At 65.6% G+C, this 14,717-nt stretch carries 11 protein-coding genes; 4 read left to right on the top strand and 7 right to left on the bottom strand.

The window, feature by feature from the left end; translation table 11 throughout:
• Positions 1-115 precede the first annotated feature (115 nt).
• Positions 116-1,234: an OmpA family protein gene (locus AC3WTD_RS04125; protein WP_027492684.1), complete on the bottom strand. Its 1,119-nt coding sequence runs from the start codon at positions 1,232-1,234 to the stop codon at positions 116-118.
• A 246-nt stretch (positions 1,235-1,480) separates the two neighbouring features.
• The gene (locus AC3WTD_RS04120) at positions 1,481-2,932 is read right to left on the bottom strand and encodes a bifunctional 2-methylcitrate dehydratase/aconitate hydratase (protein ID WP_027492685.1); all 1,452 of its coding nucleotides are present in this window, start codon (positions 2,930-2,932) and stop codon (positions 1,481-1,483) included.
• Between the two features lie 284 nt (positions 2,933-3,216).
• On the opposite strand from AC3WTD_RS04120, the gene AC3WTD_RS04115 reads away from it, so the two are divergent.
• The gene (locus AC3WTD_RS04115; RefSeq protein ID WP_492612979.1) at positions 3,217-3,906 is read left to right on the top strand and encodes a TerC family protein; all 690 of its coding nucleotides are present in this window, start codon (positions 3,217-3,219) and stop codon (positions 3,904-3,906) included.
• 141 nt (positions 3,907-4,047) lie between these two features.
• On the opposite strand, the gene prpC is transcribed toward AC3WTD_RS04115, so the two are convergent.
• Together prpC and prpB are read right to left on the bottom strand one after the other, a co-directional pair.
• The gene (gene prpC / locus AC3WTD_RS04110; RefSeq protein ID WP_492612978.1) at positions 4,048-5,193 is read right to left on the bottom strand and encodes a bifunctional 2-methylcitrate synthase/citrate synthase; all 1,146 of its coding nucleotides are present in this window, start codon (positions 5,191-5,193) and stop codon (positions 4,048-4,050) included.
• Positions 5,194-5,355: 162 nt separating this feature from the next.
• The gene (gene prpB, locus AC3WTD_RS04105; RefSeq protein ID WP_492612977.1) at positions 5,356-6,240 is read right to left on the bottom strand and encodes a methylisocitrate lyase; all 885 of its coding nucleotides are present in this window, start codon (positions 6,238-6,240) and stop codon (positions 5,356-5,358) included.
• A 163-nt stretch (positions 6,241-6,403) separates the two neighbouring features.
• On the opposite strand from prpB, the gene AC3WTD_RS04100 reads away from it, so the two are divergent.
• From AC3WTD_RS04100 to ahpF, 3 genes are all read left to right on the top strand, one after another.
• On the top strand, positions 6,404-7,720 hold the full coding sequence (locus AC3WTD_RS04100; protein WP_027492688.1) for a dicarboxylate/amino acid:cation symporter: 1,317 nt from the start codon (positions 6,404-6,406) through the stop codon (positions 7,718-7,720).
• A gap of 182 nt (positions 7,721-7,902) precedes the next feature.
• Complete coding sequence (gene ahpC / locus AC3WTD_RS04095) at positions 7,903-8,466, top strand: alkyl hydroperoxide reductase subunit C (RefSeq protein ID WP_492612976.1); 564 nt, start codon at positions 7,903-7,905, stop codon at positions 8,464-8,466.
• A gap of 130 nt (positions 8,467-8,596) precedes the next feature.
• The gene (gene ahpF, locus AC3WTD_RS04090) at positions 8,597-10,183 is read left to right on the top strand and encodes an alkyl hydroperoxide reductase subunit F (RefSeq protein WP_492612975.1); all 1,587 of its coding nucleotides are present in this window, start codon (positions 8,597-8,599) and stop codon (positions 10,181-10,183) included.
• A 122-nt stretch (positions 10,184-10,305) separates the two neighbouring features.
• Here ahpF and prpE read toward each other — a convergent pair whose 3' ends face one another.
• From prpE to AC3WTD_RS04075, 3 genes are all read right to left on the bottom strand, one after another.
• Positions 10,306-12,198, bottom strand: coding sequence for a propionate--CoA ligase (prpE, locus tag AC3WTD_RS04085; protein ID WP_492612974.1), 1,893 nt, complete (start codon positions 12,196-12,198; stop codon positions 10,306-10,308).
• 156 nt (positions 12,199-12,354) lie between these two features.
• On the bottom strand, positions 12,355-13,341 hold the full coding sequence (locus AC3WTD_RS04080; RefSeq protein WP_492612973.1) for a malate dehydrogenase: 987 nt from the start codon (positions 13,339-13,341) through the stop codon (positions 12,355-12,357).
• A gap of 99 nt (positions 13,342-13,440) precedes the next feature.
• Positions 13,441-14,640 carry an aminotransferase class I/II-fold pyridoxal phosphate-dependent enzyme gene (locus AC3WTD_RS04075; RefSeq protein ID WP_027492692.1) on the bottom strand — a complete coding sequence of 400 codons (1,200 nt, stop codon included), beginning with the start codon at positions 14,638-14,640 and terminating at the stop codon, positions 13,441-13,443.
• Positions 14,641-14,717: the final 77 nt, after the last annotated feature.

Below are 14,717 nucleotides of genomic sequence, written 5' to 3'. Positions count from 1 at the left end.
CAAGAGGCTCATGGAAAACCATGAGCCTCTTGGGTCGTTCCCGTCGCGTCAATACCTTAACTGACTGGCATTAGGCCGAAGCCGGGTTTTTCATTACTGCGTTGTCGCGGTTCGATTACTGCTGAACCTGCAGCTCCGTGCGACGGTTCTGCGCGCGACCGGAGTCGGTGGCGTTGTCGCCGATCGGGTTGCTCTTGCCATGGCCGATCGGCCCTTCCAGACGGCTGGCACTGATGCCGTGGCTGGTCAGGTAGTTGTAGACGATCGAGGCGCGACGCTCGGACAGGGACTGGTTGTAGGCGTCGGTGCCCTTCGAGTCGGTGTAGCCGGCAACCGTCACCTTCACCTGCGGGTAGCGCTGCAGGGTGTCGATGGCCTGGTTCAGCACGGCGATCGAGTCGGCGCTCGGCTCGGCCAGCGACTTCGAGATGTCGGTCTCACCCTTCTTCGGGCGATCGTACTTGAAGTTCACGCCGCGCAGGTCGATCACGACCTTCTGCGGGCAGCCATCCGGACCGACGATGGTGCCGGCAGCCGTACCCGGGCACTTGTCGTCACAGTCGTTGACGCCGTCATGGTCGCTGTCCATTGTCGAGCAATCAGCCGGCGGCGGGGTTGCTGCAACCGGAGCCGGAGCGGCCGCCGGAGCGCCGAGGCGCGACACGATGCTGAAACCCAGGAACCAGTCGCCGTAACCGCTTTTTGTCTGCTGGCTCTTGTCGTCCCAGTCGTAACGGTAGCCGGCTTCGATGCGCATGTCGGAGCTGTCGGTGAGCGTCTTGGACAGGCCACCGCCCAGTTCGGCCGCCGGCGACCAGCCGCTGTCACCGCGCGAATGGTGGTTGCTGCCCATCACGCCGGCCAGCAGGTACGGGCGCCAGGCGTTCCAGTCGCCCGCATAGAAACGCGCCGCGGCGCCAACCGTATTATTGGACCAACTGCCACCGCCGACCTGGGAATCGCGATCGCGCTTGGTGCGGTCCACGAAAAGATCAATCGACGCATTCGGCGAAATGAACCGACCCACGCCCAAGCCGTAATAGAACTGGCGGCTGTTGGTATGGCGATCGGTGTCGTTGTAATAACCGCCCACGGTGGGCGCGATATACCAGCGCCCATCATACGACGAGGTGGTCGATTCGGTGGCGGTGGGAGCAGTCGTGTCCTGCGCATGAACGGCACCTACGCCGCCCAGGGCCAGCGCGATCAGAAAATACAAGCCCTTACGTTTCATCAGGTGTCTCCTCATTTATTAGATTTCGCGTCCGTTCAACCCTAACCGGAAGTCGCACGTCAGAACTGAACTACGTCACTCAGAGCTTTTCACTGCCCCTGCTTGGCGGTTAGGCGGCAAGCGGCGGGGATTGTAGCAAAATCGTTAAGCAGGAAATACTTCGACCGCCGACTCCCAATTGGCCGGTGAAACTTCGTTCAGGAAAGTTCGCATCGTCCCGTTCTTAATCTTCCACTCACACCGTCTTTACAATGTGAAGAGTCCCAGGAAGTGATGCAATGACATCGCATCCAGCCGTGCGGGGTCTTCTACGGCAGCCATGATCGCCTTGACCTGATGCGCCGGCAAATGGCCGCGCATGGCCGCCTCGAACTTCTGCAGCAGCACCGGAATACCTTCGGCGCGGCGTTTGCGGTGGCCGATCGGATAATCGATCGAGACCTTTTCCGTGCTGCTGCCGTCCTTGAAGAACACCTGCACCGAATTGCCGATGTAGCGCTTGGCCGGGTCGAAGTAGTCGCGCGTGAATTGCGGATTCTCGACCACCGTCATCCTGTCGCGCAGCGCGTCGATGCGGGGATCGGCGGCCACGTCGTCGTTGTAGTCACTGGCCACCAGCCGGCCGAAGATCAGCGGCACCGCCACCATGTACTGGATGCAGTGGTCGCGATCGGCGTAGTTCGCCAGCGGGCCGGTCTTGTCGATGATGCGGCAGCCGGCTTCCTGCGTCTCGATGACGATCTTTTCGACCTGGTCGAGCCGGCCCGCCACTTCGCCATGCAGCTTCATCGCGCATTCCACCGCGGTCTGCGCATGGAACTCGGCCGGGTAGCTGATCTTGAACAGCACGTTCTCCATCACGTAGCTGCCGAACGGGCGCTCGAACTCGAACGGCTTGCCCTTGAACGCCACGTCGTAGAAACCCCAGGTCTTCGCCGACAGCGCCGACGGATAACCGACCACGCCGCGGTGGACCGCATTGATCGCGTGGGTCACCGCGCGGCGGCAGGCGTCACCGGCGGCCCAGCTCTTGCGCGGGCCGGTGTTCGGCGCATGGCGATAGGTGCGCAATGCGCCGTTGTCGATCCAGCTGTGCGACACGGCAGTGGTGATCTGCTCCTTGTCGCCGCCGAGCATCGCGGTGGCCACCGCGGTGGAGGCCAAGCGCACCAGGATCACGTGGTCCTGGCCGACCCGGTTGAAGCTGTTCAGCAGCGCGTAGCAGCCCTGGATCTCGTGCGCCTTGATCGCGTAGCCCAGCGCGTCGCGCACGGTCAGCGGCTGGCCGCCCTCGCGCTCCGCCTTGCGGCCCAGGTAATCGCCCACCGCCAGGATGCTGCCCAGGTTGTCCGACGGATGCCCCCACTCGGCCGCCAGCCAGGTGTCGTTGAAGTCGAGCCAGCGGATCTGCGTGCCGATCGCGAATGCAGCCTGCACCGGATCCAGCTCGTGGCTGGTGCCCGGCACGCGGGCGCCGCCCGGCAAGGTGGCGCCTGGCACCAGCGGGCCCAGGTGCTTCACGCACTCGGGAAACTTCATCGCCATCATCGCGGTGGCCAGCGAGTCGAGCAGCATGTAGCGCGCGGTGTCATAGGCCTCCTTCGAGTCGATCCGGTAATCGGCCACGTAGTTGGCGATGTCGACCATCGGCTGGTCGGGATCGGGGCGGACGGCGGAACGGATGTCGTGCGCACTCATGCTGGAATCTCGCGGCAGGGGAAAGCGCTATTTTAGCCGACTGCGGGAGGAAGGGCGCCCCGTGCGTCGCTTGACCGCGACCATGCCGCGCCCCGACAATTCCCGCTCGCCCAAAAGGGAGTAGTTCCCGCGACAGGCCCATCTGTAGCGGTGAAGTGATCGTCAACACGAGCGAATCCTCGCTCCGGTCACCCGGCAGTCGTCCTGCGAACGAGACTTTTGCGGTGGCCACGGGCCGCGCGTGCCCGTGTCCGCTGCATCGTCCGACGCGCACGGAACCATCCATGCATTTCACTGCTCCCGACTTCTTCTCCGGCCTGCTGGCCATCGTTTTGCTCGACCTCGTACTGGCCGGTGACAACGCCATCGTCATCGCCATGGCCGCGAGCCGCCTGCCCCGCGAACTGCAGAAGAAAGCGGTGTTCTGGGGCACCTTCGGTGCCGTCGCAGTCCGTTTTGCGCTCACCGCCATCGTGGTCTATCTACTCAAGCTGCCCGGGCTGATGCTGGCCGGCGGCGTACTGCTGCTGCCGATCGCCTGGAAGCTGCTGAACCACGGCGACGAGCACGGACCCGACATCAAGGCCGGCAACACGTTCTGGAGCGCGCTGCGCACGATCATCGCCGCCGACGCCCTGATGGGCCTGGACAACGTGCTGGCGATCGCCGGCGCCTCGAAGGGACATCTGCTGCTGGTCATCCTGGGCCTGCTGATCAGCGTACCGCTGGTGGTCTGGGGCTCGACCCTGATCCTGAAACTGATCGATCGCTTCCCCGTCATCATGTACATCGGCGCTGCCGCGATCGCGATCACGGCCGGACGCATGATTGCCCACGACGATCTGCTCAGCGGCTGGTTCGACGCGCACGTCTGGGCGAAGTACACCCTGGATGCGCTGGCGGTGATCGCCATCTGCGGCGGCGGCTGGCTGGCGCAGCGGCGACGGCAGCGCCTGAAGCTGTCCGCTGACTGAGAGCATCCAGACCACCACACGGCGAGCCTGGCCAAGCTCGTCGAAAGCCCCGGACATGGTTTCGGCCCAACCGGTTTTCACTTCGCCGATACAGAAAAGGGAGCCTCGCGGCTCCCCTTTCCATATCGGAAAAATGTCTGCCTAGCGCTTGTCGATCGGCACGTAGGCCTGGTCTTCCGGACCGGTGTAGTTCGCGCTGGGGCGGATGATCTTGCCGTCCTCACGCTGTTCGATCACATGCGCGCTCCAGCCGGAAGTGCGCGAGATCACGAACAGCGGCGTGAACATCGCGGTGGGCACGCCCATCATGTGGTACGCGCTGGCCGAGTACCAGTCGAGGTTCGGGAACATCTTCTTGACCTCGCCCATCACCCTCTCGATCCGCTCGGAAACGTCGAACAGGGTCGGGTTGCCGCCGTCGGTGCACAGCTTGCGCGAGACTTCCTTGATGATCTCGTTGCGCGGGTCGGACACCGTGTAGACCGGGTGGCCGAAGCCGATGATGATTTCCTTGCGCTCGACGCGGGCACGGATATCGGCTTCCGCATCGTTCGCACTGCGGTAGCGCGCGATGATCTCCATTGCTACCTCGTTCGCGCCGCCGTGCTTCGGGCCGCGCAGCGCACCGATCGCGCCGGTGATCGCCGAGTAGATGTCCGAACCGGTGCCGGCGATGACGCGGGCGGCGAAGGTCGAGGCGTTGAACTCATGCTCGGCGTACAGCACCAGCGACTTGTCCAGCGACTGCGCATGCAGCTCGCTCGGCTTGCGGCCGTGCAGCAGGTGCAGGAAGTGCGCTGCGATCGAGTCGTCGTCGGTCTCGGTCTCGATGCGCTTGCCGTTGTGGCTGAAGTGGTACCAGTACAGCAGCATCGAGCCGAAGCTGGCCATCAGGCGGTCGGCGATGTCGCGCGCGCCGGTGACGTTGTGGTCGTCCTTCTCCGGCAGCACGGTGCCGAGCACCGAGCAGCCGGTGCGCAGCACGTCCATCGGGTGGGTGGCCGCCGGCAGCAGTTCCATCGCGGCCTTGACCGGCGCCGGCAGGCCGCGCAGGCGTTTCAGCCGCGCACGGTAGTTGTTCAGCTCGGTCCAGTTCGGCAGTACGCCGTGCACCAGCAGGTAGGCCACTTCCTCGAAGCAGCCCTTGGCAGCCAGGTCGTGGATGTCGTAGCCACGGTAGTGCAGGTCGTTGCCGCTGCGACCGACCGTGCACAGCGCGGTGTTGCCTGCGGCCACGCCGGACAGGGCGACCGACTTCTTGGCCTTGGGTAGGACTTGCTCGCTCATCGGAAATCTCCAGGGTGCAGGTTGGTGCTTTCTTGTCGTGCGTATCTGTCTGTAGGAGCCCGCTCGCGGGCGATACCTTGGCTTTTGCGAATCCCGAATCCCTAATGCCGAATCCCGGCTCCAAAAGCATCGCCCGCGAGCGGGCTCCTACCGGGGTGACGGTCAGCCCTGCTTCGAAAACAGCGCGTCGAGTTTGTCTTCGTAGGCGTGGTAACCGAGGAAGTCGTACAACTCCTCGCGCGTCTGCAAGGTGTCGATGATGTTCTTCTGCGTACCTTCGCGGCGCACGGTCTCGTAGAAATTGAGCGCGGCCTTGTTCATCGCGCGGTAGGCGCCGCAGCAGTACAGCGCGATGTCCACGTTCGCGCTTTTGAGTTCATCAGTGGTGAAGAACGGGGTGGAGCCGAACTCGGTGAGGTTGGCCAGGATCGGCACCTTCACCGCCGCCTTGAACTTGCGGTAGTCGTCCAGCGTCCTCATCGCCTCGGGGAAGATCATGTCGGCGCCGGCTTCGACGTAGGCCACCGCGCGTTCGATCGCCGAGTCGATGCCCTCGACGGCAGCCGCATCGGTGCGCGCCATGATCACGAAGCCCGGGTCGGTACGCGCATCCACCGCCGCCTTCACGCGGTCGACCATCTCCTCCTTCGGCACGACTTCCTTGCCGGGACGATGGCCGCAGCGCTTCTGGCCGACCTGGTCCTCGATGTGCACCGCGGCCACGCCGACGTTGATGAAGGAGCGGATGGTGCGCGCGATGTTGAACGCCCCGCCCCAGCCGGTGTCGATGTCGACCAGCAACGGCAGCTGGGTGGCGTCCACGATGCGGCGGGCGTCGGTGAGCACGTCCTCCATCGTCGAGATGCCGAGGTCCGGAATGCCCAGCGAATTGGCGGCCACACCGCCGCCGGAAAGGTATAGCGCCTGGTAGCCGACCCGTTTGGCCATCCGGCCGGCATAGGCGGTGATCGCGCCCATGACCTGCAGGGGCTGTTCGGCGGTGAGTGCGGCGCGAAAACGTGCGCCCGGGGATGCTGGCTGCGTCATATGGCCTCCGTCAAAGCAGCCATTTTAGCCCATGCCCGTCCGCAGTCGGGATTGGACTTTCCGCCATGCCTGCCGGGCCGCCACGGCATCGGCGTGACCGGGGCCGTGGCGCAGCGCAAATTCCTGCGTGACGAATCCGCCGTGGCCCCATACATTCAACCGGATGAGTACATCGATTCCTCTCGCAAAACGCATCCTCTGGGGCCTGGTGATCGGCGTGGTTGCCGCCGTGGTCACGCTGGGCATCGGCCAGTGGCACCCTGCCTCGCTGGCGCTGATGCAGAAGATTTCCAGCGCGGTGTTCGACCCGTTCGGGCAGATCTTCCTGCGCATGCTGTTCTTCGTGGTGATCCCGCTGGTGTTCACCTCGCTGGCCTCCGGCGTGGCCCAGCTCGGTCGGCTGGACCGGCTCGGTCCGCTGGCCGGCCGGACCTTCCTGCTGTTCTTCCTCAACATGGGCATCGCCGTGGCGATCGGCCTGGTGATGATGAACACGGTGCAGCCGGGCCATCGCCTGAGCGAGGAGGCGCGCAGCCAGCTGATGCAGGAATACGGCAGCAGCGCGCAGCAGACGATCAACAAGAAGGCGGCGCAACCTGGCGTGAGTTTCGGCACGCTGGTGGAGATGTTCATGCCGCGCAACCTGCTCGGCGCAGTGGCAGGCCCCAGCCGCGACGCGCTGGGCGACGTGCTGCCGCTGATCGTGTTCGCGATCCTGGTCGGCGCCGCCGCCACCCAGTTGCGCGAGATAGAGCGCAAGCGGGTGCAGATGGCGCTGGACACCCTCACCGACCTGATGACGAAGATCGTCGGCTTCGCGCTGGAGCTGGCGCCGTACGCGGTGCCGGCGATGATCTACAGCGTGATCGTCAAGGTCGGCGTGGACGTGCTGCTGGCGCTGTCGGTGTTCGTGGTCGGCTGCACCGTGGCGCTGGCGTTGCACCTGTTCGGCACGATGTCGTTGTGGTTGCGCTTCCTGGCACGGCGCTCGCCGCTGGCCTATTTCCGGCAGATCCGGCCGCTGCTGATCACCGCGTTCTCGACCAGCTCCAGCAACGCCTGCCTGCCCGCCTCGCTGGCGGTGGCGCATGACGAGTTGAAGCTTGCGCCCAGCACGGCCGGCTTCGTGCTGCCGCTGGGCGCAACCATGAACATGAGCGGCACCGCATTGTTCGAGGGATGCGTGGTGCTGTTCGTGGCGCAGGCATTCGGCGTGGAGCTCACCCTGAGCCACCAGGCCATCCTGATGCTGCTGTCGGTGCTCAGCGCGGTGGCCGTGGCCGGCATCCCCGGCGGCTCGCTGCCAATGATCGCCGGCCTGCTGGCGACGTTCGGCATTCCGCCTGAGGGCATCGGCATCATCATCGGCGTCGACCGCATCCTCGACATGATGCGCACCACGGTGAACGTGGGCAGCGACATCGTCACCGCCACCGTGGTCGATTACCAACTGCGCGACCGCCTCGCTGCGGCGCCGTAACCCCATTCGCGCACAACATGACTGGACGGGCGGGGCTTGAGGTCGCCCCGTCCGGCCTCAGATGCGTATGGTTCACTCGATAGTTATAGCCAATCGAACCAATGCCGATAATCAATTAGATTTATCCAATCACGGGCCGTAACATCCCCTCATCCTCCAACCACCATGGGAAGCAAGCAACGATGTCCCTGATCAACACCGAAGTGAAACCGTTCAAGGCCCAGGCCCTCAAGGCTGGCAAGTTCATCGAAGTCACCGACGCCAACCTGAAGGGCAAGTGGTCGGTCGTGTTCTTCTACCCCGCCGACTTCACCTTCGTCTGCCCGACCGAACTCGAGGACCTGGCCGACAACTATGCCGAGTTCCAGAAGCTGGGCGTGGAGATCTACTCGGTATCCACCGACACCCACTTCGCGCACAAGGCCTGGCACGACACCTCCGACGCGGTAAAGAAGATCCAGTACACCATGGTCGGCGACCCGACCCACCAGCTCTCGCTCAATTTCGACGTGCTGATCGAAGCCGACGGCATCGCCGATCGCGGCGCCTTCGTGATCGACCCGGCAGGCAAGATCCAGATCGTCGAGATCACCGCCGGCGGCATCGGTCGCGACGCCAAGGAACTGCTGCGCAAGGTCAAGGCCGCGCAGTACGTCGCCAGCCACCCGGGCGAAGTGTGCCCGGCCAAGTGGAAGGAAGGCGAGAAGACCCTGGCGCCGTCGCTGGACCTGGTCGGCAAGATCTAAGCGTCACCGCGCCATGCGCCGCGGGCCCGGAGTCCGTCCGGGCCCGCCCCACCGGAACACGACTGCTAAGCAACGCCCGGCCCGCCCGGGTGCTGGCCGTACTCACCCTGAAGAAACCCACGGAGTTGCCATGTTGGATGCCAATCTCTCTACCCAGTTGAAGGCCTATCTGGAAAAGGTCACACAGCCGATCGAGATCGTTGCGTCCCTTGACGACAGCGCCAAGTCCGCCGAACTGAACGAGCTGCTTGAGCAGATCGCCTCGCTGTCCGACCGCATCAGCCTGGTGCGTCGCGACGACGATGCACGCAAGCCCTCATTCGCGATCAACCGCGTCGGCAGCGACATCGGCGTGCGCTTCGCCGGCATTCCGCTGGGCCATGAATTCACCTCGCTCGTGCTCGCCCTGCTGCAGGTCGGCGGCCATCCGTCCAAGGCCGCAGCGGAGGTGATCGAGCAGGTACGCAATCTCGATGGCGATTACAAGTTCGAGACCTATTTCTCGCTGTCCTGCCAGAACTGCCCCGACGTGGTGCAGGCGCTGAACCTGATGAGCGTGCTCAACCCGCGCATCCAGCACGTAGCCATCGACGGCGCGCTGTACCAGGGCGAGGTCGAGGCGCGCCAAGTGATGTCCGTTCCCACCGTCTATCTCAACGGCGAACTGTTCGACCAGGGCCGCATGAGCCTGGAGCAGATCCTGGCCAAGCTCGACACCGGCGCCAGCGTCCGCGAGGCCGAGAAGATCAAGGCCAAGGGCGCGTTCGACGTGCTCGTCGTCGGCGGCGGGCCCGCCGGCGCCGCGGCGGCAATCTATGCCACGCGCAAGGGCATCCGCACCGGCGTGGCGGCCGAGCGTTTCGGCGGCCAGGTACTGGACACCATGGCGATCGAGAACTTCATCTCCGTGCCGTACACCGAAGGCCCAAAACTGGGCGCGGCGCTGGAGCAGCACGTGCGCGACTACGACGTGGACGTGATGAACCTGCAGCGTGCCGAAAAGCTGGTTCCGGCCAGCGACGCCACCGGTGGCCTGGTCGAGATCCGGCTGGCCAACGGCGCCACGCTGAGGTCGAAGACCGTGATCCTTTCCACCGGCGCGCGCTGGCGGCAGATGGGCGTGCCTGGCGAAGAGGAGTACCGCAACAAGGGCGTGGCCTACTGCCCGCACTGCGACGGCCCGCTGTTCAAGGGCAAGCGCGTGGCGGTGATCGGCGGCGGCAACTCCGGCGTGGAGGCGGCGATCGATCTGGCCGGCCTGGTGGCCCACGTCACCCTGGTCGAGTTCGACGGCAGGCTGCGTGCGGACGAAGTGCTGCAGCGCAAGCTGCGCAGTCTGTCCAATGTCGACATCGTGGTCAGCGCGCAGAGCACCGAAGTGCTCGGCGACGGGCAGAGGGTCACCGGCCTGGTCTACAAGGACCGTACCGACGGCATGATGCACAGCCTCGCACTGGAAGGCATCTTCGTGCAGATCGGCCTGCTGCCGAACACCGAGTGGCTGAAGGGCACGCTGGAACTCAGCCCGCGCGGCGAGATCGTGATCGACGCGCGCGGCCGGACCTCGCTGCCCGGCGTGTTCGCCGCCGGCGACGCCACCACCGTGCCGTACAAGCAGATCGTGATCGCGATGGGCGCCGGTTCCACCGCCGCGCTGAGCGCATTCGACCACCTGATTCGCAGCCCGGCGCCGGTGGCCAAGACGGTCGCAGCCTGATTTGCTTGAAGCCCTCTCCCGGAGGGAGAGGGCGCTTTGTAGGGCGGGCACCGCCCGCCGCTCCTGATCCACTGCCAATCACGGCGCAAAGCAAACCGGCGGGCAGCGCCCGCCCTACGTCATCAACCCTGGTCGGGGCCACGTTCCAATGCACGGCGAATGTCGTCGAGCGCACTCGGGTCGTCCAGCGTAGACAAATCGCCCGGGTCACGCTGCTCCGCCAGCGCCTGCAGCGAGCGGCGCAGCAGCTTGCCGGAGCGGGTCTTCGGCAGCGCGCTCACCACGTAGACACGTGACGGCTTCGCCACGCCGCCGAGCTGGTCGACCACGCGCTGCTGCATTGCCTTCGCCACCGCGCCAGCGCCGTTACCGGTATCCTGCTTCAGGGTGGCGAACACGATCGGCACCTGCCCTTTCAGCTCGTCCTTCACGCCGACCACCGCCGCTTCGGCCACCGCCGGGTGGCTGGCCACCGACTCCTCGATCTCGCGCGTGCCCAGGCGGTGCCCGGCCACATTGATCACGTCGTCGGTGCGGCCGAGCACGAACGTGTAGCCGTCCTCGTCGCGAACCGCCCAGTCCAGCGAGCTGTACAACAGCTCGCGGAAGTGGCTGAAGTAGCTGTGCACGTAGCGGTCGTCGTCGCGCCACACGGTGGTCAGGCAGCCCGGCGGCAGCGGCAGCTGGAACACCAGCACGCCTTTGGTGCCGGCGGCGACTTCCTTGCCGCTGTTCTCGTCGATCACCTTCATCCGGTAGCCCGGCGCCGGCAGGCCGGGCGAGCCGAATTTCACCGTCTTCAGTTCCAGCCCCGGCATCAGGGTGATCGCCGGCCAGCCGGTCTCGGTCTGCCAGTAGTTGTCGATCACCGGCACGCCGAGCGCGTCGGTGATCCACTGCGCGGTCGGCTCGTCCAGCGGCTCGCCGGCGAGGAACAGCCACTTCAGCTTCGACAGGTCGTACTTCTTCAGCCAGCTCTCGTCCTGCTTCTTCAGCACGCGGATCGCGGTAGGCGAGGAGAACAGGGTGCGCACGTTGTAGCGCTCGCACAGCTGCCACCAGATGCCTGCATCCGGTCGCGTGGGCAGGCCCTCGTACAGCAGCGAGGTGGCGCCGCCGATCAGCGGACCATAGACGTTGTAGGAATGCCCCACCGCCCAACCCACGTCCGAGGTGGCGAATATCACCTGCCCCGGCGCGATGTCGAACACGGTGCGGATCGACAGCGCCATCGCCACCGCGTAGCCGCCCACGTCGCGCTGCACGCCCTTCGGTTTGCCGGTGGTGCCGGAGGTGTACAGGAGGTAGCTGGGTTCGTTCGATTCCAGCCACGCCACCGGCACTTCGGTGCCCTCATGGTGCGCACGCAGCTCGGCATAGTCGAGGTCGCGCCCGGCCACCCGGGTCATCTGCGGGTCCAGCTTGCGGTCGATGATCAGCACGTGCGGCGGCGGTGCGGAGGACTCGTTCAGCGCCGCGTCGACCAGCGGCTTGTACGGGATCACGTTGCCCGCGCGCATGCCGGCGTCGGCGCAGACCAGCAGCTTCGGCTGCGCGTCGTCGATACGCAGCGCCAGGTTGTGTGCGGCGAAGCCGCCGAACACCACCGAATGGATCGCACCGATGCGCGCGCAGGCCAGCATGGCGAACACCGCCTCGGCGATGTTCGGCAGGTAGATCACCACGCGGTCGCCCTTGCCCACGTCCAGCGACTGCAGCACCGCAGCGAACACGTTCACCTCGCGATGCAGCTGGCGGTAGGTGAACTCGCGGGTGATGCCGGTCTCGCTGGAAATCGCCACCAGCGCCAGTTGCTCCGCGCGTTCGGCCAGGTGCCGGTCGATCGCGTTGTAGCAGAGGTTGGTGGTGCCGCCGACGAACCAGCGGCGGAACGGCGGATTCGACTGGTCGAGGATTTGCCGCGGCGGCGTATCCCAGTGGATCAGCCGCGCCTGCTCGGCCCAGAACTGCTCCGGCTCGTCGATCGACTGCCGATAGAAATTCTCGTAACGCATGGGCGGACTCCGGAGCTTGGTTGCCGCAAGCCTAGAACACGCCGGCGGCTGCATCATCGCGACGATGGTCGTAGTCGCCGGTGGCCGGAGCAGCCCAGGCAGAAAACACGAGGGCGGCCATGGCCGCCCTCGTTCGCCTGCGATGAACTGGGGCGCTTACTTTTTCGCGAACAGATGCTCGACGCCGGCGCGCTCTTCGCGCAGTTCCTTGTCGGTGGCGTCCATGCGGGCACGCGAGAACGCGCTGATCTCCAGGCCTTGCACGATGGCGTACTTGCCGTTCTTCACCGTCACCGGGTAGCCGTAGATCACGCCAGGGGCGATGCCGTAGGAGCCGTCCGACGGAATGCCCATCGAGACCCAGTCGCCCTCTTCCGTGCCCAGCGCCCAGGTGCGCATGTGGTCGATCGCGGCCGACGCGGCCGAGGCGGCGGAGGAAGCGCCGCGCGCCTTGATGATCGCCGCGCCGCGCTGCTGCACGGTGGGAATGAAGTCGCTCTCGTACCAGGCCTGGTCGACCAGCGACAGCGCCGGCTTGCCGTTGACGGTGGCGTGATGCAGGTCAGGATACTGGGTAGAGCTGTGGTTGCCCCAGATCGTCATCTTCCTCACGTCGGTGTTGTGCTTGCCGGTCTTCTCGGCGAGCTGGCTCTTGGCGCGGTTGTGGTCGAGTCGGACCATCGCGGTGAAGCACTTCGGATCCAGGTCCGGTGCGTTCTGCTGGGCGATCAGCGCATTGGTGTTGGCCGGGTTGCCAACCACCAGCACCCGCACGTCACGCTTGGCGTGCGCGTTCAGCGCCTTGCCCTGCGGGCCGAAGATCGCACCGTTCGCCTCCAGCAGGTCCTTGCGCTCCATGCCCGGGCCGCGCGGACGGGCGCCGACCAGCAACGCGTAATCGACGTCCTTGAACGCGACGTTGGCATCGTCGGTGGCGACCACGCCGGCCAGGGTCGGGAAGGCACAGTCGTTCAGCTCCATCACCACGCCCTGCAGCGCGGGCAGCGCCGGGGTAATTTCCAGTAGATGCAGGATCACCGGCTGGTCGGAACCCAGCATGTCGCCGGCGGCGATGCGGAACAGCAGGGCGTAGCCGATCTGGCCGGCTGCGCCGGTAACGGCAACTCGAACGGGGGCTTTCATCGTGATTCTCCGGGATTGGGGATACGGGATACGGGATACGGGATACGGGATACGGGATACGGGATACGGGATTCGGGATTCGGTTGAAGAACCCGGGCTTCAAGCGAGTTCGGCGAAGAACTGCTGGATGCGGTGCAGGCCGGGCTGCAACTGTGCGGCCGGGCAGGTGTAGGAAATGCGCATCGCGCGCGGCTCGCCGAAGGCGGAGCCCGGCACGCAGGCGACGCCCGTGGCTTCCAGCAGCGCAGCGCAGAACTCCACGTCGTTGCCGATCTTCGTGCCGCCGTGGCTCTTGCCGAACGCCACCGAGATGTCCGGGAACGCGTAGAACGCGCCCTGCGGCCGCGGGCAGACCACGCCGGGGATGGCGGTAAGCGCAGCGAACACGGAGTCGCGCCGGTCGGCGAAATCCTTGCACTTGGCCTGTGGGATGTCCTGCGGGCCCGACAGGGCCGCGACGGCGGCGGCGGTGACCACTTCCGGCAGGCTGGTGATGTGGTTGGAATTGAGCGTGGTGATCGCCTTGGCCACCGACTCCGGCCCGGCCAGCAGGCCCACGCGCCAGCCCGGCATGCCGTAGGTCTTGGACACCGAGTCGACGAAGATCACCCGCTCGCGCAGCTCCGGCTTCGTGTGCACGAAGTTGTGGTAGCCCAGCCCGTCGAACACCATCGCATTGTAGATGTCGTCGGTGATCACCCAGGTGTCCGGGTACTTCGCCAGCACCTCGGCCAGCGCGGCGATCTCCTCGCGCGTGTAGACCATGCCGGTCGGGTTGGACGGGTTGTTGAACAGGAACACCTTCGGCTTGCGCGCCAGCGCGGCGTCGAGCTGGGCCGGGGTCAGCTTGTAGTTCTGCTCCGGCCCGCAATACATCACGTTGGTCTTCGCGCCCACGATGTCGGCGATGTCGCGGTAGGTGGTCCAGTACGGCGCGGCGAAGGCGATCTCGTCGCCCTCGTCCAGCAGCGCCTCGGCCAGGTTGTACAGCACCTGCTTGGCGCCGATGCCGATCGACAGGTTCACCCGCGTATAGCCAGTGAAACCCAGCGCCTCGATGTGCTTCAGGAACGCATCCAGCAATGCGTCGGCGCCGCGGTTGCTGCCGTACTGGCCGGAATCGTGCGACAGCGACTCGCGTGCGGCGGCATACACGTGCTCGCCCGGCAGGAAATTCGGCACGCCGATGGAGAAGCTGATGATGTCGCGGCCGGCAGCCTTGAGCTGCTTCGCCTTCTCGGCGATGACCATGATCGCGCTGGGTTTGGCACGGCCGACACGCTGGGCGAGCTGGGGCATGGAGTTCTCACGCAGGGAAGGAAGCAAAGGTGCACATTTTATCACGCCGCCCGAAGCGGGCGCTGGCTGCAGGGCTC

It is taken from the genome of Rhodanobacter sp. FW106-PBR-R2A-1-15 (assembly GCF_058789735.1).
Note: the sequence above shows the minus strand (reverse complement) of the source record. Positions and strands in the feature narration are given on the sequence as shown.

Bases quoted from the DNA above. Each gene is read 5' to 3' on its own strand.
- AC3WTD_RS04125 (WP_027492684.1), bottom strand. From the start codon at position 1,234: ATGAAACGTAAGGGCTTGTATTTTCTGATCGCGCTGGCCCTGGGCGGC.
- AC3WTD_RS04120 (WP_027492685.1), bottom strand. From the start codon at position 2,932: ATGAGTGCGCACGACATCCGTTCCGCCGTCCGCCCCGATCCCGACCAG.
- AC3WTD_RS04115 (WP_492612979.1), top strand. From the start codon at position 3,217: ATGCATTTCACTGCTCCCGACTTCTTCTCCGGCCTGCTGGCCATCGTT.
- prpC (WP_492612978.1), bottom strand. From the start codon at position 5,193: ATGAGCGAGCAAGTCCTACCCAAGGCCAAGAAGTCGGTCGCCCTGTCC.
- prpB (WP_492612977.1), bottom strand. From the start codon at position 6,240: ATGACGCAGCCAGCATCCCCGGGCGCACGTTTTCGCGCCGCACTCACC.
- AC3WTD_RS04100 (WP_027492688.1), top strand. From the start codon at position 6,404: ATGAGTACATCGATTCCTCTCGCAAAACGCATCCTCTGGGGCCTGGTG.
- ahpC (WP_492612976.1), top strand. From the start codon at position 7,903: ATGTCCCTGATCAACACCGAAGTGAAACCGTTCAAGGCCCAGGCCCTC.
- ahpF (WP_492612975.1), top strand. From the start codon at position 8,597: ATGTTGGATGCCAATCTCTCTACCCAGTTGAAGGCCTATCTGGAAAAG.
- prpE (WP_492612974.1), bottom strand. From the start codon at position 12,198: ATGCGTTACGAGAATTTCTATCGGCAGTCGATCGACGAGCCGGAGCAG.
- AC3WTD_RS04080 (WP_492612973.1), bottom strand. From the start codon at position 13,341: ATGAAAGCCCCCGTTCGAGTTGCCGTTACCGGCGCAGCCGGCCAGATC.
- AC3WTD_RS04075 (WP_027492692.1), bottom strand. From the start codon at position 14,640: ATGCCCCAGCTCGCCCAGCGTGTCGGCCGTGCCAAACCCAGCGCGATC.